Here is a 26,925-nt window from a genome sequence, read left to right as displayed (position 1 = left end):
CGTTTTCCATGACCACCCCAACCACGACTGTTGATCCACGCAGCACCTTGCATCGCGCCTGGGTCGTCGGCGCCGATATCGATACCGACGCGCTCGCGCCGGGCGCTTACATGAAGTTCGGCATCGACGAGATCGCGCGCCATTGCCTGCATCGCGTTCGCCCCGAGTTTGCGGCGAGCGTGCAGGCGGGCGATGTGCTCGTCGCCGGCCCGAACTTCGGCATCGGCTCGTCGCGCGAGCAGGCGGCGGCGGCGCTGGTTCATCTCGGCGTGCGCGCCGTCATTGCGCCGTCGTTCAATGGTCTGTATTTCCGCAACGCCTTCAATGTGGGGCTGTTGCTACTGACCTGCGCCGACGCGCATCGCGTTGCCGAGGGCGAAGCCCTGCGGCTCTCGCCGCGCGAAGGTTTCGTCGAGCGCGCCGACGGCAGCCGGCTCGCCTGCGAGACCGTGCCGGACTTTCTGCTCGACATGGTCGACGCGGGCGGGCTGCTCAACCTGCTCAAGCGGCGCCGTACGGCACCCCATGCGACACCCAACGGAGTTTCCTCATGCTAGATCCCGTCACTTTGGCGGTCCTCAAGGGCCGTCTGGAGCAGATCGCCGACGAAATGGACGCGACGCTTTACCGCAGTGCGTTCAATCCCATCATTGCCGAGGCGCATGACGCCTGCCACGGCATCTACGACGCCGCCACCGGTGCCACGCTGATTCAGGGCAAGTCGGGCCTGCCCGTCTTCGTCGGTGCGATGGCCTTCGCCGTGCAGGCGGCAGCGCGCGCGGCGGCAGAGCGCGGCGGCATGGTCGATGGCGATGTGTGGCTGTTCAACGACCCCTACGAGGGTGGCACCCACGCCAACGACTTCAAGCTCGTGCGTCCGGTGTTTCGCAATGGCAAGCTGTATTGCTTTCTGGCGTCGGCCGCGCACTGGCACGACGTGGGAGGTGCGGTGCCGGGCAACTACAACCCGGCGGCGACCGAGTGCTGGCAGGAAGCCGTGCAGATTCCGCCGGTGCGCATCGTTCGCGGCGGTGAACTCGATGCCGACGTGCTCGCGATTCTCAAGGCGAACACGCGACTGCCCGACAGCCTCTGGGGCGATCTGAACGGCCAACTGTCGGCGCTGACCCTCGGCGCACGACGTCTGGCAGATCTGCTCGACGAATACGGCGACACGACGGTGCAGGAGGCCCTGGGCCAACTGCGCGAGCGTGCCGTCAAGCTCATGCGTGCGCATGTGGCCGCGTTACCCGATGGCGAGTACGTCTACCGGGACATGCTCGATAACGACGGGGTGCGCGATGTGCCGCTCACCATCGCGTTGCGCATGCGGGTGCAAGGCGAGACGCTCACGCTCGATTTCACCGGAACGTCGCCCGCCTGCATGGGGCCGGTGAACATTTCCCGGGCGACGGCGATCGCCGCCTGCTACGTGGCGCTCAAACACCTGTTCCCGGATGTGCCGGCCAACGCGGGCGTGCTGGACGCGGTGCAATTCGAGCTGCCGGAAGGGTCGGTGATTTCCGCACAGCGCCCGCGCCCCGTGGGCGGCTATACCGAGACGATCCTGCGCATGATCGATGTGATCTTCTGTGCGATGGCCAAAGCCGCGCCGCAACGCGCGATGGCGCAGGCATACGGCACGATCAATGCCTTGTCGATCGCGGGCTATCGCACCGACGAGGCACGTCGAGGCCAGCGCTGGGTGATGTTCAGCTTCTTCGGCGGCGGCCATGGCGGCCACATGGATGGCGATGGCCTGTCGCATGGCAACGCGCCGATTTCGACCGCCACGATTCCGCCCGTCGAGATTCTCGAGGCGGCCTATCCCGTGCGTTTCACCCAGTGGGCGCTGCGTCCCGATTCGGCGGGCGATGGGGAGCATCGGGGCGGGCTGGGCGCGATCTACGAGATCGAACTGCTGGAAGACAGCGCAGAAGCCTTCGTGTTCGGCGAGCGCGGCCGCTCGGCGCCGCAAGGCATTGCGGGTGGTCAGGCGTCGGTGCCGAATGTGTTCCGGTATCAGAACGACGGCGAGTGGCGCACGCCGCCGATGGCTTCGAAGATGCTCGGCATCCGGCTGGCGCGCGGCGAACGTGTGCGGCTCGAGACGCCGGGGGGCGGTGGCTACGGCGATCCTGCCCGGCGCGACGCGGCAGCGCGCGCGCATGACCGGGCGATGGGGTATGTGACGCAGGTGGCGGATGCCGCGACCGGCAAGGCAACGAAGGAGCAACAGGCATGAGCACAGCAGCAACGACCGGGGCCCCGCTGATCGTGGGGGTCGATGTGGGCGGCACGTTTACCGATTTGTTCGTGCTCGACGAGGCGGCCGGTGCGGCACGCATCGTCAAGGTGCCATCGACGCGCGGCGAGGAAGCGCGCGGTTTCATGAACGGCATCGAACGTGTCGGCGCCGCCGCCGAGACGGCAGGCGCGGGGGCTATCGCGACCATCGTGCACGGCACGACGGTCGGCACGAATGCACTGCTCGAACGTAAGGTCGCCCGCACCGGCATCATCACCACGACCGGCTTTCGCGACGTGCTGGAGATGCGCCGTCGCGACCGTCCCGCCACATGGGGGTTGCGCGGCGACTTCACGCCGATCGTGCCGCGCGACCTGCGCATCGAAGTCGATGAGCGCGTGCTCTCGGACGGCACGATTCACACCGACGTCGATATCGCTCAGGTCGAGTCGGCGGCGCGTGCGCTGCTCGAAGCCGGTTGCGACGCCGTGTGCGTGTTCTTTATCAATGCGTATGCCAACCCCGTTAACGAACAGCGGGCGGTCGCGGCGGTTCGTGCCCTCTGGCCTAACGGCTATGTGACGGCGGCGACGGAAGTGTTGCCCGAGATTCGCGAGTTCGAGCGCTGCTCGACCGCCACGCTCAACGCGGCGCTGCAACCGGTGGTAGGCAGTTATCTCACGCGGCTCGAGCGTGACCTGAAGGCACAAGGGTTCGGCGGCGAACTGCTCGTCGTGCAGAGCAACGGGGGCATCATGTCGCGGCAGACCGCCAGCGATGTCCCGGTACGCACCGCGCTCTCCGGGCCGGCGGCCGGCGTGATCGCGTGCGCGGCGATTGCGCGCGCGGCGGGCTTCGCCAACGTTGTCACCGGCGACATGGGCGGCACGTCGTTCGACGTCTCGCTCGTGGCGGGCGGCGAGGCATCGCTCTCCGCACAGACATCCATCGAGTTCGGCATGGTGGTGCGCTCGCCGATGATCCAGATCGAAACCATCGGGGCGGGCGGTGGCTCAATCGCGTCGGTGGACGCAGGCGGCTTGCTGCAAGTCGGGCCCGAGTCGGCGGGCAGCATTCCGGGTCCGGCCTGCTACGGGCGCGGCAATCTGCGCCCGACCGTGACCGACGCCAACGTGTTGCTCGGACGCATTGCCGCCGACCGGCCGCTGGGCGGCGGCTTGCTCGACAAACTCGACGCGGGCTTGGCGGCACAGGCCATTGGCGAGCACGTGGCCGCGCCGCTGGGGTTGGAGGTGCATGCGGCGGCGGAAGCCATTCTGACGGTGGCTAATGCCAAGATGGCCGGGGCCATTCGTGTGGTGTCGATCGAACGGGGCCACGATCCGCGCCAGTTTGTCTACATGCCGTTCGGTGGCGGCGGTGCGTTGCATGTGTGCGCCATGATGCGCGAGGTCGGTACGACCACAGGGATCGTGCCGCGTTACCCCGGCGTGACCTCGGCGCTCGGTTGCGTGATGGCCGACATGCGTCACGACAGCGTGCAGACACTCAATCAACCGCTTGCCGCCCTCGATGTCGAGGACCTCCTGGCCCGTGTGGAGGCGCTTGCTGAGTCTTGTCAGACGCGTCTGGATTCGGCGGGCGTGCGTTTCGAATCGGTGCGAGAGGCCATCGAACTCGACATGCTCTACGTCGGCCAAAGCCACACCGTACGTGTGCCCGTGTTGCGCGATGCGCTGCATCGCGAAGGCATCGCGCAGGCCTTCGACGTTGCCTATCGCGAGGCGTTCGGCGGTGCGCTCGATGGGATTGCGGTGCGCATCATGAATCTGCGCTACGCCCGCATCGGTGTGCGCCCGAAATTCGATCTCGCGGTGCTCGCACCGCAGGCCAGCGCCATGCCGGCGCCGCTGGGTACGCAACGTGTCTACCACGCGGGACAGTGGTGGGATGCCGTGCGATATGCGCGTCTCGATTTGCCGGTCGGTGCGACGGTGCCGGGCCCCGCAATCCTTGAGCAATCGGATACGACGATCTGGCTGGAGCCGGAATTCTCGGGGCGCGTCGACGCGCTGGGCAACCTGCTCATCACACGCAGCGCTTGAGCACGGGTACCGGAGAGACGACATGAGTCAAACCCTCAAGCTCGACAGCACTCGCACCGCGCTCATCATCGTGGACTTGCAGAACGACTTCATCACGCCGGGCGGCGCGTACGACCGCGGGGGAGCGGCCACACCGCAGGCGCAGGCGCTTCCCGCGCGGGTGGCGCCGGTGGCGGCATCGCTAAAAGCGGCGGGCGGTTACGTCGCCGCGAGTCAGTTCACGCTCTGGCCCGATGCGAACGGCGAGCCGATGATCTCCCCGCACCTGAAACAGCTGCGGCCTTTTCTGAGGCGCGGTGACTTCGTGGCCGGCACGCCGGGACACGCCACGGTGGATGCCCTCGCGGGCCACGTCGACATGTCGGTGTGGAAGGTGGCTTATTCGGCGTTCTTCAACACGCAGCTCGACTGGGTGCTGCGTCGCGCAGGCGTCGAGACCGTAGCGGTGTGCGGCATCGTGACGAACGGCGGCGTGGCGAGCACCGCACGCGACGCGCATATGCGCGATTACCGTGTGCTCGTGCTCTCGGACGGTTGCGCCGCTCCCACGCCTGCCGCACACGACGCCGCGCTTGCCGATCTGTGCACGGTAAGCGAGGTCCTGACTTGCGAGGCCTTCATGGGCCGGCTTGCCGCATGAGCGCGCCGGTGATTCGTCATGGCTTGCCGCCAGTGGACGATCTGCTGCACGCCGGTGGCGCGGCGCGCGGCGTGTCGGGCAATGCCGTCTGGGGCTATCTGTCGGGCAACGGCCTGCGCTCGGCCGTCGCGGGCGGCTTTCTCGCAGCGCATACGGCAGCCGATGTGCTCGCGGCCCAATCACCTTCTCAGGAGACCTCCGCATGATGACCTCGTCGTCTCTCAAACAGCGCCTGGGCGGCGGTGTGCTGCTCGCCCCCGGTGTCTACGACGCGCTGTCCGCGCTCATTGCCGCTCAGGCGGGCTTCGAGGCGTTGTATCTGTCGGGCGCGTCGATTGCCTACACCCGGCTCGGGCGCTCGGACATCGGGCTGACGACCTATCCGGAGGTGGAAGACACGCTCGCCCGGATTGCCGAGCGCGTCGACATTCCCGTGATCGTCGACGCCGACACCGGCTTCGGCAACGCCCTCAACGTCAAACGTACCGTGCGAGGCTTCGAGCGTGCCGGGGCCGCGATGATTCAGTTGGAAGATCAGACCTTTCCGAAGCGCTGCGGCCATCTCGACGGCAAGGGCGTGGTGCCGGTGCAGGAGATGATCGGCAAGGTGCGCGCGGCGGTCGATGCTCGTCACGATGCGCGCACGCTGATTCTCGCGCGAACGGACGCCGTGGCCGTCGAAGGTCTCGATGCGGCGCTCGATCGTGCCGAGCGTTATCTGGAAGCGGGGGCCGATGCGCTGTTCATCGAAGCGTTGCGCAGCCCGGCGCAGATGGCCGTGGCGTGCGGGCGATTCGCGCAGCGCGTGCCCTTGCTTGCCAATATGGTCGAAGGCGGCAAGACTCCGGTGCAAAGCGCGCAGGCGCTCGCCGATATCGGCTTCCGTATCGTGATCTTCCCGGGCGGGACGGCGCGCGCTGTCGCCAGCACGTTGCAGGGGTACTACGCCAATCTGCACGCGCAAGGCACTACGGCCGCATGGCGTGAGCGCATGCTCGACTTCGATGGCTTGAATGCGGTGATCGGCACCCCGGCGCTGCTCGCCGAGGGCAAGCAATACGAATAGACGGGCAAGGAGGGCGGTGCCCGTATGAGGAATCGGCGCGTGACGTGGGGCTCGCCGGTAAAGCAGGGCCTGCCGCGATCGGCTTCGCGTCAGGCCCTTTTCATGGGCGTCAGACGATGCTGTCGCCGCGCAACTGCGCGATCTTCGTGTCGTCGAAGCCCAGGCGTTCACGCAGAATTTCGTCGCTGTGCTGGCCCAGCGTAGGCGGGGCGCTACGGGCAATGGGCGGGGTCTCGCTCATCTTCATCGGGCTGGCGACGAGGCGGGCCACACCGCCCGAGGGATGCGGCAACTCCAGCGCCATCTCGCGCGCGATGACCTGCGGATGTGCGAACACTTCCGGCAGCGTGTTGATCGGGCCGCACGGCACACCGGCGGCTTCGAGCTTGTCGATCCAGGTGTCCTTGCCGAACTTGCGCACCATTTGCGCGAGAATCGGCACGAGCGTATCGCGGTGACGTACGCGCGATGGGTTGGTCGCAAAACGCGCGTCGTCGGCGAGCGCGGGCGCTTCACCTGCTTCGACGAACTTGCGGAACTGCCCGTCGTTGCCCACCGCCACGATGATCCAGCCGTCGTCGGCCGTCTGGAAGGTCTGGTACGGCACGATGTTCGGGTGCGCATTGCCCCAACGCACGGGCGGCTTCCCGCTCGCCAGATAGTTGGTGTTCATGTTGGCGAGCATGGCGACCTGCGTGTCGAGCAACGCCATGTCGATGTACTGACCCACGCCCGTGCGGTCGCGGTGGGTGAGGGCGGCCATGATCGCGAGGCTTGCATACATGCCCGTCATCAGATCGGCAATGGCGACGCCTGCCTTCTGAGGACCGCCACCCGGCAGGCCGTCGCGCTCTCCGGTGATGCTCATGAAGCCGCCGATGCCTTGCACGATGAAGTCGTATCCGGCGCGCGACGCGTGTGGGCCGCTCTGACCGAAGCCCGTGATCGAACAGTAGACGAGATCCGGTTTGATGGCCTTGAGCGACGCGTAGTCGAGGCCGTACTTCGCGAGTTGCCCGACCTTGTAGTTCTCGACGACGACGTCGCTTTGCGCGGCGAGTGCGCGCACGATCGCTTGCCCTTCCGGGCGCGAGATGTCGAGTGTGAGCGAGCGTTTGTTGCGGTTGGCCGCGAGATAGTAAGCGGCCTCCTGGGTGTCGTTGCCGTCAGCGTCTCGCTGATACGGCGGCCCCCAGCTACGGGTGTCGTCGCCCACACCGGGACGCTCCACCTTGATGACGTCGGCCCCCAGATCCGCCAGATTCTGCGTGGCCCACGGCCCGGCCAGTACTCGCGAAAGATCCAACACCCGGATATGGCTCAGCGCGCCCATCGTATTCGTATCTCCTGTGCATTCGTCGTGGTTCGGGGTCGTCGGCATCGCGCGGAACGATGTTTTGCAATGCGGAACTTCTGGGAAGGAGTCTACGTCCTGCCGTTCTCTGCTGACCAGCGTCGTTTCGCAGTGCGGTTGGCGGCGCGACGCGGTGACTGGATCGATTTCCCGTATAATCAAAAGTTTGCAAAATACCCACCAGGCTTGGCTTAGCTCGCCCGGTCCCCACGCTCACGCAGCCTATGAAAGTCGCAGACATTCGGGAAAAATTCCTCAACTTCTTCGAGTCGAAGGGGCACACCATCGTGCGCTCGTCGAGCCTCGTGCCGTCCAATGACCCAACGCTGCTGTTCACGAACTCCGGCATGGTGCAGTTCAAGGACGTCTTCCTCGGTTTCGAAACGCGCCCTTACAAGCGCGCGACCACGGCCCAGCGCAGTGTGCGCGCGGGCGGCAAGCACAACGATCTGGAGAACGTCGGCTACACGGCGCGTCACCACACGTTCTTCGAAATGCTGGGCAACTTCTCGTTCGGCGACTATTTCAAGCGCGAAGCGATTCAGTACGCCTGGGAATTGCTGACGGAAGTGTACAAACTGCCGAAGGACAAGCTCTGGGTCACCGTCTACAAGGAAGACGACGAGGCCTACGACATCTGGGCGAAGGAAGTGGGCGTGCCGGTCGAGCGAATCATCCGCATCGGCGACAACAAGGGCGCGCGCTACGCCTCGGACAACTTCTGGCAGATGGCCGACACCGGCCCGTGCGGTCCGTGCTCGGAAATCTTCTTCGATCACGGCGCCGACGTGTGGGGCGGCCCCCCCGGATCACCGGAAGAAGACGGCGATCGCTACATCGAGATCTGGAATCTCGTGTTCATGCAGTTCAACCGCGACGAGCAGGGCAACATGACGCCGCTGCCCAAGCCCTGCGTGGATACCGGCATGGGGCTGGAGCGTATCGCGGCCGTGCTGCAACACGTGCACAGCAACTACGAAATCGACCTGTTCCAGCACCTGATCAAGGCCGCGGGCCGCGAGACCGGTGTGACCGATCTCAACGCGAACTCGCTCAAGGTGATTGCCGATCACATCCGCGCTTGCTCGTTCCTGATCGTCGATGGCGTGATTCCGGGCAACGAAGGCCGCGGCTATGTGCTGCGCCGTATCATCCGCCGCGCGATCCGTCACGGTTACAAGCTCGGCTGCAAGAAGCCGTTCTTCTACAAGCTCGTACCGGATCTGGTCGCCGAGATGGGCGCCGCTTATCCGGAACTGGCGCAGGCGCAGCAACGCGTGACCGACGTGCTCAAGCAGGAAGAAGAGCGTTTCGGCGAAACCATCGAGAACGGCATGGAGATTCTCGAAGGGGCGCTGGCCGATCTGGCCAAGCGCGGTGTGACCACGCTCGACGGCGAACTCGCCTTCAAGCTGCACGACACGTATGGCTTCCCGCTCGATCTGACGGCCGACGTTTGCCGCGAGCGCAGCATCACGGTCGACGAGGCCGCGTTCGATGCCGCGATGGCGCGCCAGCGCGAGCAGGCCCGTGCCGCGGGCAAGTTCAAGATGGCGACGGCCCTCGAATACACCGGCGACAAGACCCGCTTCCAGGGCTACGACAAGCTGATGCTCGAAGGCGCGAAGGTGACGGCGCTCTACGTCGACGGCACGAGCGTGGGTAAGCTCTCTGCGGGGCAACAAGGTATCGTCGTGCTCGACACCACGCCGTTCTACGCCGAGTCTGGCGGTCAGGTGGGCGATCAGGGCCTGATCGTCGCCGGCGGTGCGCGTTTCGGTGTGTCGGACACGCAGAAGATTCAGGCTGACGTGTTCGGCCACTACGGCAAGCTGGAATCGGGCGAACTGAAGGTGGGCGAGGCTGTTACGGCGCAGGTCGATGCCGTGCGCCGCGCTCGCACCGTTCGCAACCACTCTGCCACGCATTTGATGCACAAGGCGCTGCGTGAAGTGCTGGGGGCTCACGTGCAACAGAAGGGCTCGCTCGTCGACGCCGACAAGACGCGTTTCGACTTCGCACACAACGCCGCGATGACCGCCGAGGAAATCCGTCGCGTGGAAGACATCGTCAACGCGGAAGTCCTGACCAACGTGCCGACGCAAGCGGCCGTGATGTCCTTCGACGATGCCGTCAAGGGCGGTGCAATGGCCCTGTTCGGTGAGAAGTACGGCGACGAAGTGCGCGTACTCGATATCGGCACGTCGCGCGAACTGTGCGGCGGCACACACGTGACGCGCACCGGCGACATTGGCCTGTTCAAGATCGTGATGGAAGGGGGCGTGGCTGCCGGTATCCGTCGCGTAGAAGCCATCACCGGTGACAACTCGGTGCGTTTCGTGCAGAAGCTCGACGACCAGGTCAACGAGGCCGCCGCTGCGCTCAAGACTCAACCGGCCGAACTCACTCCGCGTATCGCGCAGGTGCAGGAGCAGGTCAAGTCGCTCGAGAAGGAACTGGCGGCGCTCAAGTCGAAGCTCGCTTCGAGCCAGGGTGATGAACTGGTCGAGAAGGCCGTCGACGTGAACGGTCTGAAAGTGCTGGCCGCGCAACTCGAAGGTGCCGATGTCAAGACGCTGCGCGAGACGATGGATAAGCTCAAGGACAAGCTCAAGAGCGCGGCCATCGTGCTCGCGGCTGTCGAGGGCGGCAAGGTCAGCCTCATTGCCGGCGTGACGGCCGACGCGACCAGCAAGGTCAAGGCCGGCGAGTTGGTCAACTTCGTCGCGCAGCAAGTCGGTGGCAAGGGCGGGGGCCGTCCTGATATGGCGCAAGCTGGCGGTACCGACCCGTCGCAGTTGCCGCAGGCGCTGGCCGGCGTGCAGGGTTGGGTCGCAGGCAAGTTCTGACGATCCGGTAAGGGCGGCGGCGCAGGCTGCCGCTCCGGTTCGATGGGCAGTCTCCGGCGATTCGCCGGGATGGCTTGAGCAAAACGCGCACTTCGGTGCGCGTTTTGCATTCGGGGAGCGGATAACCCCGTGCCGTCGGGTGGCCTGATGAACAAACGATACAATTTCAGTATTTGAAAGGATACCGAAGCAAATGGGCTCAGTATTTCACGGGCGTGAGGGGCACAGCCACACCCGGATGGCAATGGCTGCCATTGCCCTTCATGATGCAGGGGAACCTCCGCTTTCCGTAATGGTTTGCATGTAAAGTATTCGGAAAGTTGCGCGCACCGGCGCCCGGTTTCCCACATAGTTATCGTCATGCCAGCCACACTCACCGATTCCGACAGAGCCGCCTCGTTGCACCAGCCTTCGCCTGAGCGCGCAGCGTGGCGCATTGCGCTGTCCTGCATGCTTGCGCTGGCCATTGCCATGGGCATCGGGCGCTTCGCCTTTACGCCGATGTTGCCCCTGATGCTGCAAGAGCGGCTCACCGATATTCAGCACGGCAGTTGGCTCGCTTCCCTCAATTACGCAGGGTACTTCGTTGGCGCGTTGTCATGCATGTGGCTGCGCTTCACGCCGACGCTCATCATCCGTTTTGCACTCGCTGCCACCGTCGTGTTGACACTGGCGATGGGGCTGCTCGAGTCGTTCGCCGTGTGGGCCGTCGTGCGTACGCTCGCGGGGGTGATGAGTGCCTGGGCGATGGTGTTCTCGGCCGGATGGGGTTTCCGCAAACTCGGTGAATTGCGCATGCCGAGTCTGGGGGGCGTGATCTTCGCCGGCCCCGGGGCTGGCATCGTGGTGACGGGCTTGCTTGCGAGCGTGAACAGCTCGCTGGCGTGGCCCGCACGCGGCGGCTGGCTGCTGTGCGGCGTGCTTGCACTAGCGTTGCTCGCGGTGATCTGGCGCACGTTCGCGGCCGACGCGCCCGAGGCCGCGAAGACGGCCCACGCCGCCAAATCCTCGGGCGGTACACCGGGGCAGGCCGCGGCACATGCCATCAATCATGGCAGTGGCGAGAGTGTCATCCCTGTCACGGTGCTCTACAGCTTCGCCGGCTTCGGTTACATCATCACGGCAACGTTTCTGCCGGTGATCGCGCGTCAGGCCCTACCGGGCTCGGCGTGGCCGGACCTGTTTTTCCCGCTGCTCGGCCTGATGGTCATGCCGGGGGCGATCATTGGCGCGCGTGCGCCGCTTGCCTGGGACAATCGGCTGCTGCTCGCCGCGTGCTACGTCATGCAGGGGTTGGGGGTAGGAATCGGTATCGTACTGCCGAACGTGGCGGGATTCGCGCTGGGCAGCGTGCTCGTGGGGCTGCCGTTCACGGCGATTACCGTGTACGCAGTGCGCGAGTGCCGGCGTCTGCGTGGGGACAATGCCAATGGCTTGATCGGTTTGGTGACGGCATCCTATGGCATCGGCCAGATCGTCGGGCCGTTGGCGGCTGCGCCACTGGTCGCGGCCACTGGCAGCTTCACGGCAGCGCTGCTGTGCGCGAGCGGCGTGCTCGTGCTCGGTGCGATCGGCTTCGTGTGGGATTGGCGGCGCTCGCTCGAGCACGCACTCTGATTCTCGCGCGCAGTGCCGCTGTCGCCGCCCTCGCTATCGCGATTGACGTCTGACGTCTGCCGATCCGACATCTTCATCCTCTGGGACTCTCTATGTCTTTTACCCTGCGGGCGGGCAAAAAGGCCGCCACCGCCACGAGCGACGCCGAGCACCAGATGCGCGTCGATCTCGCGGCCTGTTACCGCCTCGTTGCGCTGCACGGCTGGGACGATCTCATCTACACCCATATCTCCGCGATGGTGCCGGGCGAGCCGGGGTACTTTCTCATCAACCCGTTCGGTCTGGCATTCGACGAAGTGACGGCATCGAATCTCGTCAAGATCACGATCGCCGGCGAGATCGTGGGCGAGAGCGAACACCCCGTGAACGTGACCGGATTTGCGCTGCACGGCGCCGTGCATGCGGCGCGTGCGGATGCCGTGTGTGTCATGCATTTACACAATACGGCCGGCATTGCGGTGTCGATCCAGCCTCACGGATTACTGCCGATCTCGCAGCACGCGCTTCGCTTTCACGAGCGTATCGGCTATCACGACTACGAAGGTCTGGCGTTTTCACCGTCGGAGGGGGAGCGGCTCGTGGCGTCGCTCGGCCCGTATCCGGCCATGCTGCTGCGCAATCACGGCACGCTCACGACCGGACGCACGGTGGCCGAAGCCTTCGTGCTGATGGCCACGCTGGTCAAGGCGTGCGAGATCCAGTTGCAAGCATTGGCGGGCGGTATGCCACCTCATCTGCCGAGTGCCGCCGTGCAGGACAAGACTGCCATTCAACTCGAAGACGGTGGTGCTATCGAAGGTGTGCTGGAGTGGCCTGCACTGCTACGCAAACTGGATAGAATAGACGCCTCGTTTCGCGATTGACCGCCGCGCAGGTGCGATGTCGGGAGCGCAGGGAAGGCTGGCAGGCTTTGCCCGAGGAAGGGGATGGGCGGCGGCGCCGCCCATCTTGATAACGACATGAGGAGATAGACGGCAATGCCAACGTTTCACGTCGAGATGTTCGAGGGGCGCTCGGTCGAGCAAAAGCGCGCATTCGTCAAAGCTGTCACGGAAGCGGCAGTGAACACGATCGGTTGCACGGCTGAGTCCGTGGACATCATCATCACCGACATCAAGCGCGAGAACTGGTCCACAGCGGGTACGCTTTGGTCGGACCCGCGTCCCGAGTAAAACCGAGTGAGCCGGTGAGCGCCGCTGGCGCCGCCGGTAGGTCTGGGGCGGGGAGACTCACGGCCTCCCCGCCGTATCGAAGAGGTTGTCATGTCGCAAGTCCCGTCCGTATCGAGTCTTCACGCCACCGCCCGTGCCGCCGCCGGCAGCGAACCGGCACAAACGCCGCAACACTTTGCGTCGGATAACTACGCCGGGATTTGCCCCGAGGCGCTGCACTATCTGATTGAGGCAAATGCCAGCGGTCACGAAGTTGCCTACGGCGACGATACCTGGACGCAGCGTGTATGCGACGGCATTCGCCAGTTGTTCGACACGGACTGCGATGTCTTCTTCGTCTTCAACGGCACGGCCGCCAACTCGCTGGCGCTGGCGTCGTTGTCGCAGTCGTATCACTCCGTCATCTGCCACGAACTGGCGCACGTCGAGACCGACGAGTGCGGTGGACCCGAATTTTTCTCCAACGGCGCGAAGCTGCTCACCGCGCGCGGCCGCGAGAACAACGGCAAGCTCACGCCGGACGCCGTCGAATCGGTGATCAACCGGCGCTCGGACATTCACTTCCCGAAACCCAAGGTCGTCACGCTCACGCAGGCGACCGAAGTCGGCACCGTCTACTCGGTCGACGAGATCAAGGCGATCTCGTCGGTGGCCCGGCGGCGCAATCTTCGCGTGCATATGGACGGCGCTCGCTTCGCCAATGCCGTCGCAACGCTGGGCTGTCATCCGGGCGATGTGACCTGGCGCGCGGGCGTGGACGTGCTTTGCTTCGGCGGCACAAAGAATGGCCTGCCGGTAGGCGAGGCCGTGGTGTTCTTCAATCGCGCGCTGGCCGAGGACTTTGCGTATCGGGTGAAGCAGGCAGGGCAGTTGGCGTCGAAGATGCGCTTCATTTCCGCACCTTGGCTTGGCATGCTGGAGGACGACACCTGGCTGCGCAACGCACGTCACGCCAACGCCATGGCGCAACTGCTCGCGCAACGCCTTCGCGATGTGCCGGGCGTATCGCTGATGTTCGAGACGCAAGCCAACGCCGTGTTCGCGGAATTGCCGTTGCATGTGATCGAAGCGCTGCGCGCCAAGGGCTGGCGCTTCTACACGTTCATTGGCGCCGGCGGTTGCCGTTTCATGTGTGCGTGGGATACCCGCCCGGAAACGGTCGAGCGTCTGGCCGCAGATATCCGGGAACTGAGCGCGAAGGCGTAATCGATTCTCCGGCGCGGGCCGGCGGCGCGATTCATGCCTGTCGCGGCGCTGGTATCGCAGGCGTGAGAAAGCGGTGTGCCAACGTGTGATAGAACGATGGCGCGATGGCTTTCGACACCTGAGTCGAGAGCAATGCAACGGCCATGAGAGGAATCACCATCTGATGGCCGTCGATCATCTCCATGACGATCACGAACGACGTAATCGGCGATTGCGTGACTGCCGCCAGATACCCGACCATACACAGCGCGGCCATCGCTGGCAGCGGTATCGCCGACGTGACGTGAGCCATTACGTTGCCGAGCCCGGCGCCGATGGCGAGCGACGGCGCGAAGATGCCTCCGGGAATCCCCGACAGGTACGATACACATAGCGCGGCGAATTTCAGCAGGGCGTAGAGCGGCGAGAGCGCCGCATGCGACTCGAGCAGGCCGCGCGCTTCCGCATAACCGCTGCCGAAGGTCGTCCCCCCCGAGACCACGCCGATCACGGCAATGGCCAGCCCGCACAGAAACGCGAAGCGCACCGGGTACGTCCGGCGAAGGCTCACCAGCGACGCGGGCATCCAGCGCGCCACGTTGAGCATCAGCCAGCCGAACAGGCCACCTGCGACGCCCGTCAGCAGGCTGGCGGCAATGAGCACGGGGATCAGCGCCCAGTGGAATTCGGTGAGCGCCTTGATTTGCCCGAAGTACAGATAATTGCCTTGCAGTCCGAGTGCCACGACGCCGGAAAAGATGATGGCCGTGATGAGTGTGCCGCTGTTCCGGGCAACGAAACTTCGGCTCAATTCCTCGATGGCGAACACCACACCTGCGAGCGGTGTATTGAACGCGGCCGCCAGACCTGCCGCTGCGCCGGCCAGCGTCAATTGACGCTCGATGTGCGCGCTGCTGCGGCGATAGCCATGACGCATGGCATACATCAGCGAAGCGCCGATCTGCACCGTCGGCCCTTCGCGGCCAATGGTGAAGCCGCAAAGAATGCCGAGAAACGAGATCGCAATCTTGCCGACCATGATGCGCAGCGACAGCAGCGATTTCGACAGCCGCGAATCTTGCAGCGTGGCGATGACCTGCGGAATGCCGCTGCCTTCCGCGCCACGGAAGAACTTCTGCGTCAGCCAGATGGCCAGCGCAGCGCCAAGCGGCGTGACGATCAGCGGCAGCCAGGCGCCATGCGACAGCATGCGCTGGAACAGTTCGAAACCGAAGTCGATGAGCTTGGCGTACGCAACCGAGACCAGACCCACGAGCACGGCGCCGAGCCAGAACACACCGTAGTTATGCCAGAGGCGCCGCGAGCGATTGACGCCCCGTCTGGCCAGACGCGCCGATAACGACGGCGGCGCGAGGGGAGGTGTCGGCGAAGGCGACGGCGGTGGCGAGGCAGACTCGGTGTTTGGCGGGATAGCTGACACTTGGTCGTGAGCGAAGGGTGAAAGACGTTGGCCGATTATACGCCCCGGCCCTTATGGGCTTGGTCTTCAGACGTCTTGGATAGTTCTGAATGTGCATCCCGTCATGAGTTCATTTAAGATATTCGAATTCGCGGAAGAACGATCATGAACGAACTAATTTTCTGTCCCCGCTGTGCCTCGCCGCTCGACTCGCGTGATGTCGCCGGGCGTATTCGCCGCGCTTGTCCGGATACCGCTTGCGGTTTCGTCCACTGGGACAATCCGTTGCCGGTGGTTGCCGGCCTTGTGGAGTATCGCGGTCAGATTCTGCTGGCGCGCAACGCCGCGTGGACCGAGGGCATGTTCGCGCTCATCACCGGATTTCTCGAACGCGACGAAACGCCTGAAGATGGCCTGCGGCGCGAGATCAAGGAAGAGACCAATCTGGAGACCGACGCGATTTCGCTGCTCGGCGTCTACGAATTCATGCGCAAGAATGAGTTGATCATCGCCTATCACGCGGTCTGCGATGGCGATATTCGTCTCTCGGAAGAGTTGGCCGAGTTCCGTCTCGTGTCGCCGGAGCGGGTGCGTCCGTGGCGCGCGGGCACCGGACATGCGGTGGCCGAGTGGTTACGCCGGCGCAACCTGCCGGTCGAATACGTCGATTCGGCAAAGCTGTCGATTGCGGGCTGACGGCGGGGTGCGGCGACTACGGTAGAATCGCGGTTTGCAGGGTGAACCTGGCACAAGATTCGCACAAGACTGACAAGAGGGACATGAGCATGGAATTTCAGAAAGAAGTCGACGCGAGCGGTCTGAACTGCCCGCTGCCGATCCTGCGTGCCAAGAAGGCGCTTGCCGAAATGCAGAGCGGCGAAGTGCTGCACATCATCGCCACGGATCCCGGTTCGGCGCGCGACTTCAGCGCATTTGCCAAGCAAACCGGCAACGAACTCATCGAGTCGCGTGAAGAGGGCAAGACGTTCCACTTCCTGATGCGCCGCCGCTGATCGCACCGCATCGCGCGGGCATAAAAAAGCCGACGGACATGCCGTCGGCTTTTTCTTTGGTGCGGTGCCTGACGCTTACATGACAGCGCCGTGCGACTCGCGCAGGTACTCGCGGAACGCGTCCTTCAGCTCCGGGTGACGCAGCGCAAATTCCACCGTCGCCTTCAGGTAGCCGAGCTTGCTGCCGCAATCGAAGCGCTTACCCTTGTAGCGGTATGCCAGGACAACCTCGTCGTGCATCAGTTTCTGGATGGCATCCGTCAACTGAATCTCGCCACCTGACCCCGGATCGATCTCGCGGATGCAATCGAAAATGCGCGGACGCAGCACATAGCGGCCGACGACACCCAGATTCGACGGTGCGTCTTCCGGTGCCGGCTTCTCGACGATACTTGTCAGCTTGACGATGTCCTTCTCGCCCCACTCGTTGCCCGCGACGATCCCGTACGACCGGCTTTGCTCGATGGGAATCTCTTCCACGCCGATGATCGAGCTGTGATACTGGTTGTACAGATCGACCATCTGCTTGAGCACCGGCGGATCGCCGTCGAGCAAGTCGTCGGCGAGGATGACCGCGAACGGCTCGTCGCCCACGAGCTTTTCCGCGCACAGCACGGCATGCCCCAGACCGAGTGCCTTGGGCTGACGCACGTAGAAGCAGTCGATGTGCGGCGGCTTGATCGAATGCACGACGTCGAGCAGTGCCTGCTTGTTCTTGGCTTCCAGTTCCGCTTCGAGTTCGAAGGCCGTGTCGAAGTGATCTTCGATCGCGCGCTTGTTACGGCCCGTCACGAAGATCATCTCTGTAATGCCGGCGGCCGCCGCTTCTTCCACCGCGTACTGAATCAGCGGCTTGTCGACGATGGGCAGCATTTCCTTCGGGCTCGCCTTGGTCGCCGGGAGGAATCGGGTGCCGAGGCCCGCAACGGGGAACACGGCTTTGGTCACGAAGGTTTTCATTGGTATCTCCCTGGTGGATGTCGAGCGTCTCAGGCCGGCAGGCGAGCCAGCTGGGCCTGCAACTTGCCGAGAACGGCTTCAAAGTCGACCAATCGTTGCTTCTCGAGTTCCACGACGTTCGCAGGCGCGCGGGCCACAAAGCTCTCATTGGAGAGCTTGCCGTGGCACTTTGCGATTTCGCCTTCGAGACGTTTGACTTCCTTGCCGAGGCGCTCGCGCTCTGCGGCCACATCGATCTCGACCTTCAATGCCAGCTTGTTCGCGCCCACCACGGCGAGCGGCGCACCGGCAGCCTGCGCGTCGAGCGTGGCTTCGTCGTCCAGCACCTGCACCTCGGAGAGCTTGGCGAGCGTTTGCAGATACGGCGCGATCGACGTGAGGAATGGCACGTCGCCCGCGACCAGCAGCGGCACGCGTTGTGCCGGCGACAGGTTCATTTCGCCTCGCAGATTACGGCATGCGTCGACGGCCGCCTTCAACTGCTGCATCCAGGCTTCGTCGCCTTCGTCGATCTTGCTCGTGTCGGCCACCGGGTACGGCTGCACCATGATGCTGGCTTCGCCTGCGGCCTTGTCCGCCGGGTAGCGGCCGGCGAGCGGCGCCACCTTCTGCCACAGGGCTTCGGTGATGAACGGAATGATCGGGTGGGCCAGACGCAGCACCGTTTCCAGCACGCGCAGCAGGGTGCGGCGCGTGGCGCGTTGTTGCGCCGGGGTGCCGTTCTGGATCTGCCACTTGGCCAGTTCGACGTACCAGTCGCAGTACTCGTCCCACACGAACTTGTAGATCGTGCTGGCGATGTTGTCGAAGCGATAGTCGGCAAAGCCCTTCGCAACGTCGGCTTCCACGCGTTGCAACAGCGATACGATCCAGCGGTCGGCGCGCGAGAAGTCCAGTTGACCGTCGGGGCCGCAATCGCCCACGCACGGCGCCATGCCGCAGTCCTGGCCTTCGCAGTTCATCAGCACGAAGCGCGTGGCGTTCCACAGCTTGTTGCAGAAGTTGCGATAGCCTTCGCAGCGTGCGAGGTCGAAGTTGATGTTCCGGCCGAGCGTGGCCATCGACGCGAACGTGAAGCGCAGCGCGTCGGTGCCGAACGGCGCAATGCCATCCGGGAATTCCTTGCGCGTCTTCTTCTCGATGCTCGTCGCCTGCTTCGGGTTCATCAGGCCGGTCGTGCGCTTGGCGAGGAGGGTGTCGAGCGACACACCGTCGACGATATCGAGCGGATCGAGCGTGTTGCCCTTCGACTTGGACATCTTCTGGCCCTCGGCGTCGCGCACCAGACCGTGCATGTACACGGTCTTGAACGGCACCTTGCCGGTGAAGTGCGTGGTCATCATGACCATGCGCGCCACCCAGAAGAAGATGATGTCGAAGCCGGTCACGAGCACCGTCGACGGCAGGAAATGCTTCAGTTCGGGCGTCTCTTGCGGCCAGCCGAGCGACGAGAACGGCACCAGTGCCGACGAGAACCACGTGTCGAGCACGTCTTCGTCGCGCCTGAGCGCGCCGGTATAGCCGTTCGCGCGTGCTTTCCCGGCAGCTTCCTCTTCCGTCCGGGCGACGTAGACATTGCCCGCATCGTCGTACCATGCGGGAATCTGGTGTCCCCACCAGAGTTGACGCGAGATACACCAGTCCTGAATGTTCTCGAGCCACTGGTGATATGTCGTCGCCCAGTTCTCCGGCACGAACTTGATCTCACCGTCGCGCACGACGTCGAGAGCGACTTCGGTGATCGACTTGCCCGGATGGAACGTGCCTTCCGGCGCCGGCTTGCTCATCGCGACAAACCACTGGTCGGTAAGCATCGGCTCGATGATCGTGCCGGTACGATCGCTGCGCGGCACCATCAGCTTGTGCGGCTTGACCGATTCGAGCAGACCCTGAGCGTCGAGGTCGGCCACGATCTGCTTGCGCGCCTCGAAACGATCCAGTCCGCGGTACTTTTCCGGGGCATTCTCGTTGATCTTCGCGTCGAGCGTGAGAATGTTGATCTGCGGCAGGTTGTGGCGCTGGCCCACGGCGTAATCGTTGAAGTCGTGCGCCGGCGTGACTTTCACCACGCCCGTGCCGAATTCAAGATCGACGTAATCGTCGGCGATGATCGGGATTTCACGATCGGACAGCGGCAGCTTGGCCATCTGCCCGATCAGGTGCTTGTAGCGCTCGTCTTCCGGATGGACCATCAGGGCTACGTCGCCGAGCATCGTTTCGGGGCGCGTGGTGGCGACCGTGAGCGAGCCCGAACCGTTAGCCAGGGGGTAGCGGATGTGCCACAGCGAGCCTTCTTCTTCCTCGCTGACCACTTCCAGATCGGACACTGCGGTGAGCAGGACCGATTCCCAGTTCACGAGACGCTTGCCCCGGTAGAGCAGCCCTTGCTCGTACAGCGTGACGAACACATCGCGCACGACGCGCGACATCTTCTCGTCCATCGTGAAGTATTCGCGGCTCCAGTCGATGGAGGCGCCCAGACGGCGCACCTGACGTGTGATCGTGCTGCCCGACTGTTCCTTCCACTCCCAGACGCGCTCGACGAACTTCTCGCGGCCGAGGTCGTGGCGCGAGACCTTCTCGGCGTCGAGCTGGCGTTCGACGACGATCTGCGTGGCGATGCCCGCGTGGTCCGTGCCCGGCACCCAGAGGGTGTTGGCCCCCTTCATACGGTGGTAGCGGGTGAGGCCATCCATGATCGTCTGGTTGAACGCATGACCCATGTGCAGCGTGCCGGTAACGTTCGGCGGCGGCAACTGGATGCTGAAATCTTCGCGGGCGTCGTCGAAAGTCGGCCGGGCATAGCCTCGGCGTTCCCATTCGGGGCCCCAGTGGGCTTCGACGTCCTGCGGCTCGAAGCTCTTGGCAAGCGTATTGTCGCTGTCGCTCATGGATTGGATGGACCGTGTAATGCGTGAAACCCTGAATTATAAAAGATTCGGTGCCGTTTCCGCGGTGCGGCAGGATTTATAATCGGGCTTCACTCGAAATTCCCTCCCGACATGCCCGATCTGTTAGCGAATCTGAACCCCGAACAACTGGCCGCCGTGACCCTCCCGGACGAGCCAGCCCTCATTCTCGCGGGCGCAGGTTCCGGCAAGACGCGCGTGCTGACCACGCGTATCGCCTGGCTGATACAGCAGGGCCATGTCGGTCCGGCCGGTATTCTGGCGGTGACCTTCACCAACAAGGCGGCCAAGGAAATGCAGGCTCGTCTGGGGGCCATGCTGCCGATCAGCACCCGCGCCATGTGGATCGGCACCTTCCACGGGCTGTGCAACCGCATGCTGCGCGCGCATTTCCGCGATGCCGGGCTGCCGCAGAGCTTCCAGATCCTCGATCAGGCCGATCAGCTCTCTGCGATCAAGCGAATGATGAAGGCGGCGAATGTCGACGATGAGAAGTATCCGCCGAAAAACCTGCAGTATTTCATCAATAACGCCAAGGAGCAGGGCCTGCGCCCTCACGAGGTCGAGGCCAACGACGCCTTCAACCAGAAGTTCGTCGAGCTGTACACCACCTATCAGGCGCAGTGCCAGCGCGAAGGGGTGGTCGATTTTGCCGAATTGCTGCTGCGCTGTTTCGAGTTGCTCAAGCATAACGAACCGCTGCGGGTGCATTACCAATCGCGCTTTCGTCACATTCTCGTCGACGAGTTCCAGGACACGAACAAACTCCAGTACGCATGGCTCAAGATGCTCGCAGGGTCGAACGCCGCAGTATTTGCGGTGGGTGACGACGATCAGAGTATTTACGCCTTTCGTGGTGCCAACGTCGGCAATATGGCCGACTTCGAGCGCGAATTCCGCGTTCGGCACATGATCAAGCTGGAGCAGAACTACCGGTCGCACGGCAACATCCTCGACGCCGCCAATGCGTTGATTTCGAATAACGCACGGCGTCTGGGCAAGAATTTACGCACCGATGCGGGGCATGGCGAGTTGATCCGGGTCTACGAAGCCGCGACCGACTTGCAGGAGGCGAGCTGGCTGGTCGATGAAATCAAGGCGCTCGTTGCACAGGGGCTGTCGCGTCAGGACATCGCCATTCTGTATCGTAGCAATGCCCAGTCGCGGGTGATGGAGCACGCGCTGGTGGGCGCGGGCATCGCATATCGTGTGTACGGGGGGCTGCGCTTCTTCGAGCGTCAGGAAGTCAAGCATGCGCTGGCATATTTGCGTCTGATCGAGAATCCGAACGACGACACGGCATTTGCCCGCGTCGTGAACTTCCCGACGCGCGGGATCGGCGCACGGTCGCTGGAGCAACTGGCCGACGCGGCGCGTCTGTACAACTGCTCGATGTACGCCGCCGTGCCCTATATGACCGGCAAGGCGGGCACCAATCTGACGGCCTTCGTCCGGTTGATCGAGCAGATGCGTCAGGACACTGGGCGCCTTACGCTGCCGGAGGTCGTCACGCACGTCATCGACGCGAGCGGGCTGATCACGCACTATCAAACCGAGAAGGAAGGTCAGGATCGCATCGAGAACTTGCAGGAACTGGTGCACGCCGCCACGGCGTTTATCGCCGAGGAAGGCTATGGGCTCGACGCGCCGGCGCGTCTGATTGCCATGCGTCCTGCACTGCCGGGCGCCCCGGATATCCTGGCCTCGCCCGATGGCGTGGTGGACGCCGACACGCCCGTGGAGATGACCCCGCTCGCCGGTTTCCTGTCACACGCCTCGCTTGAGGCCGGGGACAATCAGGCCGAGGCCGGGCAGGACGCCGTGCAACTCATGACGGTTCACGCGGCCAAGGGGCTGGAATTCACGGCGGTCTTTGTCACCGGGCTGGAGGAGGGACTGTTCCCGCACGAAAACAGTGCGCTCGAACTCGACGGCCTCGAAGAAGAACGCCGGTTGATGTATGTGGCGATCACGCGGGCCAAGGAACGGCTGTATCTCTCGTTCACCCAAAGCCGCATGCTGCACGGTCAGACACGCTACAACGTGCGTTCGCGCTTCTTCGAGGAAATCCCGGAAGCGGTGCTGAAGTTCCTGACGCCGCGTGCGCAATCTGGTGCGCGTCTGGGGCAAGCCGAGCCGGCGTGGGGGCGCGACTGGTTCTCGCGTCCGCAAGTGGGCGCGACGAAGCAGGACGAATGGGTGGCGACAAAGTCGGAGCAGGCGCTTGCCGACCGTTCGCGCGCGTCGGAGACCGGCTTCAAGCTGGGGCAGGGGGTCTTCCACACCAAGTTCGGCGAGGGCAAGATCATCGGGCTCGAGGGGGCGGGCGTGGAAGCCCGTGCGCATGTGAAATTCGGCCGACATGGCGAGAAGTGGCTCGCACTGGCCGTCGCGAAGCTCCAGCCGATCGAGTAACGACGGCGTCTTACCCATGACAAAGGGCACCCGAGGGTGCCCTTTGTTTTGCCGGTCGCTTGTCTGCGCTGTCTGCGGTTATGCCTCCGGCGGCGCGACGTTCGGATCGATGGCGCCGATTTCCTGCACGCCGAAGCAGCCGCGATAGGTTGCATAGAACGAGCAGTACAGCACGGCCGTGAACAGGATCGAGTACGGCATGAGTATCAGCATTGCGTACTGATGAATGCCCATCGCGGCCATCGTCAGCGCCACGATCAGCGGCAGCACCGTGGCGACGACCGCCGTGCACAGCCCGTAGACGAAGAAGGCACGCAGGTTGCGTACGCAGGCCGTCCAACTGAAGAAGAGCGCCTTGACGGGAGTGACGTCGTGCCATGCCACGAGCACCGGTGCGAACCAGAACATCATCGCCACCGGAACGTAGGCCACCGCTGCCGCCAGCATCGCCTGGCCCATGGAACCGTTCACGAGCGACTCTTCGCTGATGCGGCCGCCGAAGAGCATCTTGTTCAGCAGATCGCCGCCGTCGAAGAGTGCCGAGAACAGGAACACCGCAGCCATCGCCAAAATGTAATAGCCGCCGAGGATCAGCAGGCGGCGCGAAACCTCCTTGCCGTGACCGCGAAAGCCGTCGAGCAGCACGTTCGGCAATACCTGCTTGCTCTTGATGATGTCACGGCAGGCGGCCATGAAGCCGACGGACAAGCCGGGGATGAACAGCAGCGGCAGGAACGCGCCCACGACCGGCGGGATCGACAGCAGCATCACGCCAAACAAATAGGCGAAGAGCAGCGTCAGAATGGCGAGCGGGTTCTTGCGGAATAGCCAGATACCCTGGCGCAGCCACACATAACCACTCTTCGGCGGGACTTCAAGCAATTGCATAGGGTTCGAATGACTCCGATAGGACGTCAGGTTACAGCCACGGGATGGAAACGGCTTCGATGCGTTCGCGCAGGATTCGTTCGAAATGCCCCGGATCGTGCGGCTTGAGCATTTCGGCCTCCCGCGGCAAGTGAAAATCATACAGGCGCGACACCCAGAAGCGCAGCGCTCCCGCCCGGAGCATATCGCGCCAGTGCGACGCTTCGATGCTCGTGAGCGGGCGCACCGTCTCGTAGGCGCGCAGCATGGCATGCACGCGAGCCTCGTCGAGCACGCCGGTCGACAGGTCGCAGCACCAGTCGTTGACCGTTACGGCCAGATCGAACAGCCACTTGTCGCAACCTGCGAAGTAGAAATCGAAGAATCCGCCCAGGCGGGGCGAACCGTCTTCGGCCATGTCGAACAACACGTTGTCGCGGAACAGGTCGCAGTGGCAGGGGCCGGCCGGCATCTCGCGATAGTCGGTCGACGCGAAAAACGCCTCCTGATGCGCCATCTCGCTTTGCAGCAACGCGCGTTCCGCGTCGCTCAGGAACGGCATGACTTCGGGCGTCGCTTCGCGCCACCACGGCAGGCTGCGCAGGTTGGCCTGCTCGAGCGTGAAGTCTCGTCCGGCCAGGTGCATGCGCGCGAGCATCGCGCCGACGTGCGTGCAGTGTGCCGGCGTGGGCGCCAGTTCGGAGCGTCCCGCCAGCTTGGTGACGATGGTCGCCGGCTTGCCGTTCAACTCGCCCAGGATCTCACCCGTGCGATCGGGAATCGGATCGGGCACCGGCACGCTGTGATGCGCGAGGTGGCCCATCAGTTGAAGATAGAACGGCAACTGCGTCGCGGTGAGCTTCTCGAACAGCGTCAGCACGAACTCGCCGCGCTCGGTTGTCAGGAAGTAGTTGGTGTTTTCAATGCCGGAGCTGATGCCCCGGAAATCGAGAACATTCCCCAAATCGTAGCGTTGCAGCCATTGTTGGAGTTGCTCGGGCGAGACGGAAGTGAAAACGGCCATGCGTGCGTTGAGTGGAGGTGTCTCAGACAAACGGCCCGTGCACGTGCAGCGGGCCGCTGAATCAAGACATACAGGAAGCTGGCGTGCCGCCAGGCGGCACGCGGGGGTGAGTCAGATTACCAGAGATGTCAGAACTTCAGACCGACAGACGGCAAGCGGTCGTTTTGCGACGTGTTGTCGCGCGCTCGCGGCGAGTTGTCCGGTGGCGTGGTCAACTGGTAATTGGTGCCGAATCGTGAGTGGACATCGATCTCCGTCGGCTTGCCGCGATCGCGATACTCGGTCACGGTGGTGCCTTGATCGTTGACGTAGTAGCTCGGCTTGCGCTCCTGGTTGACGTCCACCGACGAGGTGCTGGTGGCAGCGGCGCGGGCGTCAGCTTCGCGTTTGGCGGCTTGCGCGGCGGTTTCCTTGCCATCCTGGGCAAATGCATGGCCGGTGAGCAACAGGCCGGCACCGAACAGCAGGGGCAGGGCACGGGAAAGGCGCGTTTTCATCATTATTCTCCGAGGGCGGGAACGCATCCGCGACGTTGGGGCAAGCCGGGGCGGCGCAGCGGGTTCCAATATGTCCATTCTATCAAACGTCCCCCGCTTCGCATCGTGAAATCGCGTTGAATACGCCGTGGTTCCTTGCCTGCGGCGCGGTGCTGCATTCCGGGAGGTCGTTTCAAGGGGCTTGAGCGGGGGCGTGGGCGAGTGGTCCGGCCGGCCGGGAGCACGCGATCGCTATCCGCTATATTCCTTCCGGTAATAAGCGAATCACGAAACGGTCGTTTTCCTCACTGCTGTGTTCTGGCATCCTCCAACGTCGTCTTGATGGGTGGCCGCGTGCCGCCCATCTGCATTCTGGAGTCCGCAATTCATGTCTTCTTCCGCTGCTTCCGCCGTCGTCAAAACGGCCCCGCCTTCGCCGTCCGCATATAACGCCCGTCCGCTCGCCATTGCGTTGGTGCTGATTGCCGCCGGCATCGCCTATCTGCAAGCTACCGTCGGCCCGAAGCAGGCCGCGTTGGCCGGTGTGGGGGCGCTGCTCGGTGTGGCGCTCTATCACGCCGCGTTCGGCTTCACGTCGGCATGGCGTGTGTTCATTGCCGATCGTCGCGGTGCGGGGCTGCGTGCGCAGATGGTGATGCTCGCCGTCGGCGTCCTGCTGTTCTTCCCTGCGCTGGCCGACGGAACGCTCTTCGGTAACAAGGTCGTCGGACTCGTCTCGCCGGTTGGCGTGTCGGTGGCGTTCGGCGCTTTTATTTTCGGCGTTGGCATGCAACTCGGCGGCGGCTGCGCGTCGGGCACGCTCTACACGGTGGGCGGCGGCAGCACGCGCATGATCGTCACGCTGGCCGCCTTCATCGTCGGTTCGGTGGTCGCGACGGCGCATCTGCCCTGGTGGGAATCGTTGCCGCATATCAAGCCGGTCTCACTGGTCAAGGTGTGGGGGCTGTGGCCCGCGCTTATCGCGAATCTCGTGCTGTTCGCTGCGATCGGCGCCTTCACGTTGTGGGCGGAAAAGCGTCGTCATGGGCGGGTCGTCGGCGTGCCGATGACGCGTAGTGCGAAGGGCACGCCTGCGCTCTTGCGTGGCCCGTGGCCGCTGTTGTGGGGGGCGTTGGCGCTGGTGCTGCTGAACTACGCGACGCTGGCGCTGGCCGGTCGTCCGTGGGGCGTGACGTCGGCGTTCGCTCTCTGGGGCGCCAAGGCCTTCATGGCGCTCGGCGTCGATGTGGCCTCGTGGCCGTACTGGGCGAAGCAGGTCAACGTGCTGAATGCACCAGTCGCACAAGACGTTACGTCTGTGATGGACATCGGCATCATTCTCGGGGCGCTCGCCGCCGCGTCCATCGCCGGCAAGTTCGCTCCCGTGTGGAAGATCCCCGTGCGCTCGCTGATTGCGGCCGTCGTGGGCGGGTTGCTGCTCGGTTACGGCGCGCGTTTGGCGTACGGCTGCAATATCGGGGCGTATTTCAGTGGCATTGTTTCGGGCAGCCTGCACGGCTGGCTGTGGCTGGTGGCAGCGTTTTTCGGCAATGTGTTCGGCACACGCCTGCGTCCGCTGTTCGGTCTGGCGGTGGAAACCACCCCGCGCGAAACTGGCTGCTGATCGACACAAGGCCTCGGCAG

At 64.0% G+C, this 26,925-nt stretch carries 22 protein-coding genes; 15 read left to right on the top strand and 7 right to left on the bottom strand.

The window, feature by feature from the left end; genetic code table 11:
- Positions 1-8 precede the first annotated feature (8 nt).
- From C266_RS05800 to C266_RS05775, 6 genes are read left to right on the top strand one after another with little or no spacing between them, the layout of a single operon-like run.
- Positions 9-557, top strand: a complete 549-nt coding sequence (locus C266_RS05800; protein ID WP_036661640.1) for a 3-isopropylmalate dehydratase — start codon at positions 9-11, stop codon at positions 555-557.
- Positions 551-2,245: a hydantoinase B/oxoprolinase family protein gene (locus C266_RS05795; protein WP_010806315.1), complete on the top strand. Its 1,695-nt coding sequence runs from the start codon at positions 551-553 to the stop codon at positions 2,243-2,245. The genes C266_RS05800 and C266_RS05795 overlap by 7 nt, the downstream gene beginning before the upstream one ends.
- Positions 2,242-4,314, top strand: a complete 2,073-nt coding sequence (locus C266_RS05790; protein WP_010806314.1) for a hydantoinase/oxoprolinase family protein — start codon at positions 2,242-2,244, stop codon at positions 4,312-4,314. The genes C266_RS05795 and C266_RS05790 overlap by 4 nt, the downstream gene beginning before the upstream one ends.
- Before the next feature lie 22 nt (positions 4,315-4,336).
- Complete coding sequence (locus tag C266_RS05785; RefSeq protein ID WP_010806313.1) at positions 4,337-4,954, top strand: cysteine hydrolase family protein; 618 nt, start codon at positions 4,337-4,339, stop codon at positions 4,952-4,954.
- Positions 4,951-5,160 (top strand): hypothetical protein, encoded by a 210-nt coding sequence (locus C266_RS05780; protein ID WP_010806312.1) that lies wholly within the window; start codon positions 4,951-4,953, stop codon positions 5,158-5,160. Before C266_RS05785 ends, C266_RS05780 begins: the two co-directional genes overlap by 4 nt.
- Positions 5,160-6,020: an oxaloacetate decarboxylase gene (locus C266_RS05775; protein ID WP_010806311.1), complete on the top strand. Its 861-nt coding sequence runs from the start codon at positions 5,160-5,162 to the stop codon at positions 6,018-6,020. Before C266_RS05780 ends, C266_RS05775 begins: the two co-directional genes overlap by 1 nt.
- A gap of 109 nt (positions 6,021-6,129) precedes the next feature.
- Here C266_RS05775 and C266_RS05770 read toward each other — a convergent pair whose 3' ends face one another.
- A complete protein-coding gene (locus C266_RS05770) occupies positions 6,130-7,353 on the bottom strand; it encodes a CaiB/BaiF CoA-transferase family protein (protein ID WP_010806310.1) in 1,224 nt (407 codons plus the stop codon).
- A 245-nt stretch (positions 7,354-7,598) separates the two neighbouring features.
- Between C266_RS05770 and alaS the strand changes: the two genes are divergently transcribed.
- From alaS to C266_RS05745, 5 genes are all read left to right on the top strand, one after another.
- Positions 7,599-10,223 (top strand): alanine--tRNA ligase, encoded by a 2,625-nt coding sequence (gene alaS / locus C266_RS05765; protein ID WP_010806309.1) that lies wholly within the window; start codon positions 7,599-7,601, stop codon positions 10,221-10,223.
- A gap of 360 nt (positions 10,224-10,583) precedes the next feature.
- Positions 10,584-11,840: a YbfB/YjiJ family MFS transporter gene (locus tag C266_RS05760; protein ID WP_051126153.1), complete on the top strand. Its 1,257-nt coding sequence runs from the start codon at positions 10,584-10,586 to the stop codon at positions 11,838-11,840.
- Positions 11,841-11,932: 92 nt separating this feature from the next.
- Positions 11,933-12,703, top strand: coding sequence for a class II aldolase/adducin family protein (locus tag C266_RS05755; protein WP_010806307.1), 771 nt, complete (start codon positions 11,933-11,935; stop codon positions 12,701-12,703).
- A 114-nt stretch (positions 12,704-12,817) separates the two neighbouring features.
- On the top strand, positions 12,818-13,012 hold the full coding sequence (locus tag C266_RS05750) for a 4-oxalocrotonate tautomerase (protein WP_010806306.1): 195 nt from the start codon (positions 12,818-12,820) through the stop codon (positions 13,010-13,012).
- 90 nt (positions 13,013-13,102) lie between these two features.
- Positions 13,103-14,218 (top strand): low specificity L-threonine aldolase, encoded by a 1,116-nt coding sequence (locus C266_RS05745; RefSeq protein WP_010806305.1) that lies wholly within the window; start codon positions 13,103-13,105, stop codon positions 14,216-14,218.
- A 31-nt stretch (positions 14,219-14,249) separates the two neighbouring features.
- On the opposite strand, the gene C266_RS05740 is transcribed toward C266_RS05745, so the two are convergent.
- Positions 14,250-15,545 (bottom strand): chloride channel protein, encoded by a 1,296-nt coding sequence (locus tag C266_RS05740; protein WP_051126162.1) that lies wholly within the window; start codon positions 15,543-15,545, stop codon positions 14,250-14,252.
- Positions 15,546-15,782: 237 nt separating this feature from the next.
- On the opposite strand from C266_RS05740, the gene C266_RS05735 reads away from it, so the two are divergent.
- On the top strand, positions 15,783-16,313 hold the full coding sequence (locus C266_RS05735) for an NUDIX domain-containing protein (RefSeq protein WP_010806303.1): 531 nt from the start codon (positions 15,783-15,785) through the stop codon (positions 16,311-16,313).
- A gap of 89 nt (positions 16,314-16,402) precedes the next feature.
- A complete protein-coding gene (locus C266_RS05730) occupies positions 16,403-16,630 on the top strand; it encodes a sulfurtransferase TusA family protein (RefSeq protein WP_010806302.1) in 228 nt (75 codons plus the stop codon).
- 75 nt (positions 16,631-16,705) lie between these two features.
- Here C266_RS05730 and galU read toward each other — a convergent pair whose 3' ends face one another.
- Both galU and C266_RS05720 read right to left on the bottom strand, forming a co-directional pair.
- Entirely contained in the window at positions 16,706-17,590 is an 885-nt protein-coding gene (gene galU / locus C266_RS05725; protein ID WP_010806301.1) for a UTP--glucose-1-phosphate uridylyltransferase GalU, read from the bottom strand.
- A gap of 29 nt (positions 17,591-17,619) precedes the next feature.
- On the bottom strand, positions 17,620-20,481 hold the full coding sequence (locus C266_RS05720; RefSeq protein WP_010806300.1) for a valine--tRNA ligase: 2,862 nt from the start codon (positions 20,479-20,481) through the stop codon (positions 17,620-17,622).
- A gap of 111 nt (positions 20,482-20,592) precedes the next feature.
- Between C266_RS05720 and C266_RS05715 the strand changes: the two genes are divergently transcribed.
- Positions 20,593-22,914 carry a UvrD-helicase domain-containing protein gene (locus tag C266_RS05715; RefSeq protein WP_010806299.1) on the top strand — a complete coding sequence of 774 codons (2,322 nt, stop codon included), beginning with the start codon at positions 20,593-20,595 and terminating at the stop codon, positions 22,912-22,914.
- Between the two features lie 78 nt (positions 22,915-22,992).
- Here the strand turns inward: C266_RS05715 and C266_RS05710 are convergent, their stop codons facing one another.
- The 3 genes from C266_RS05710 to C266_RS05700 form a co-directional block, all read right to left on the bottom strand.
- Positions 22,993-23,802, bottom strand: coding sequence for a BPSS1780 family membrane protein (locus C266_RS05710; protein ID WP_010806298.1), 810 nt, complete (start codon positions 23,800-23,802; stop codon positions 22,993-22,995).
- Between the two features lie 31 nt (positions 23,803-23,833).
- Positions 23,834-24,805, bottom strand: coding sequence for a homoserine kinase (locus tag C266_RS05705; RefSeq protein WP_010806297.1), 972 nt, complete (start codon positions 24,803-24,805; stop codon positions 23,834-23,836).
- A 128-nt stretch (positions 24,806-24,933) separates the two neighbouring features.
- Complete coding sequence (locus tag C266_RS05700; protein ID WP_246174911.1) at positions 24,934-25,305, bottom strand: hypothetical protein; 372 nt, start codon at positions 25,303-25,305, stop codon at positions 24,934-24,936.
- 364 nt (positions 25,306-25,669) lie between these two features.
- Here C266_RS05700 and C266_RS05695 point away from each other — a divergent pair, with 364 nt between their 5' ends.
- Complete coding sequence (locus tag C266_RS05695; protein ID WP_010806295.1) at positions 25,670-26,905, top strand: YeeE/YedE family protein; 1,236 nt, start codon at positions 25,670-25,672, stop codon at positions 26,903-26,905.
- Positions 26,906-26,925: the final 20 nt, after the last annotated feature.

The organism is Pandoraea sp. SD6-2 (assembly GCF_000389825.1).
Classification (GTDB): domain Bacteria; phylum Pseudomonadota; class Gammaproteobacteria; order Burkholderiales; family Burkholderiaceae; genus Pandoraea; species Pandoraea communis.
Note: the sequence above shows the minus strand (reverse complement) of the source record. Positions and strands in the feature narration are given on the sequence as shown.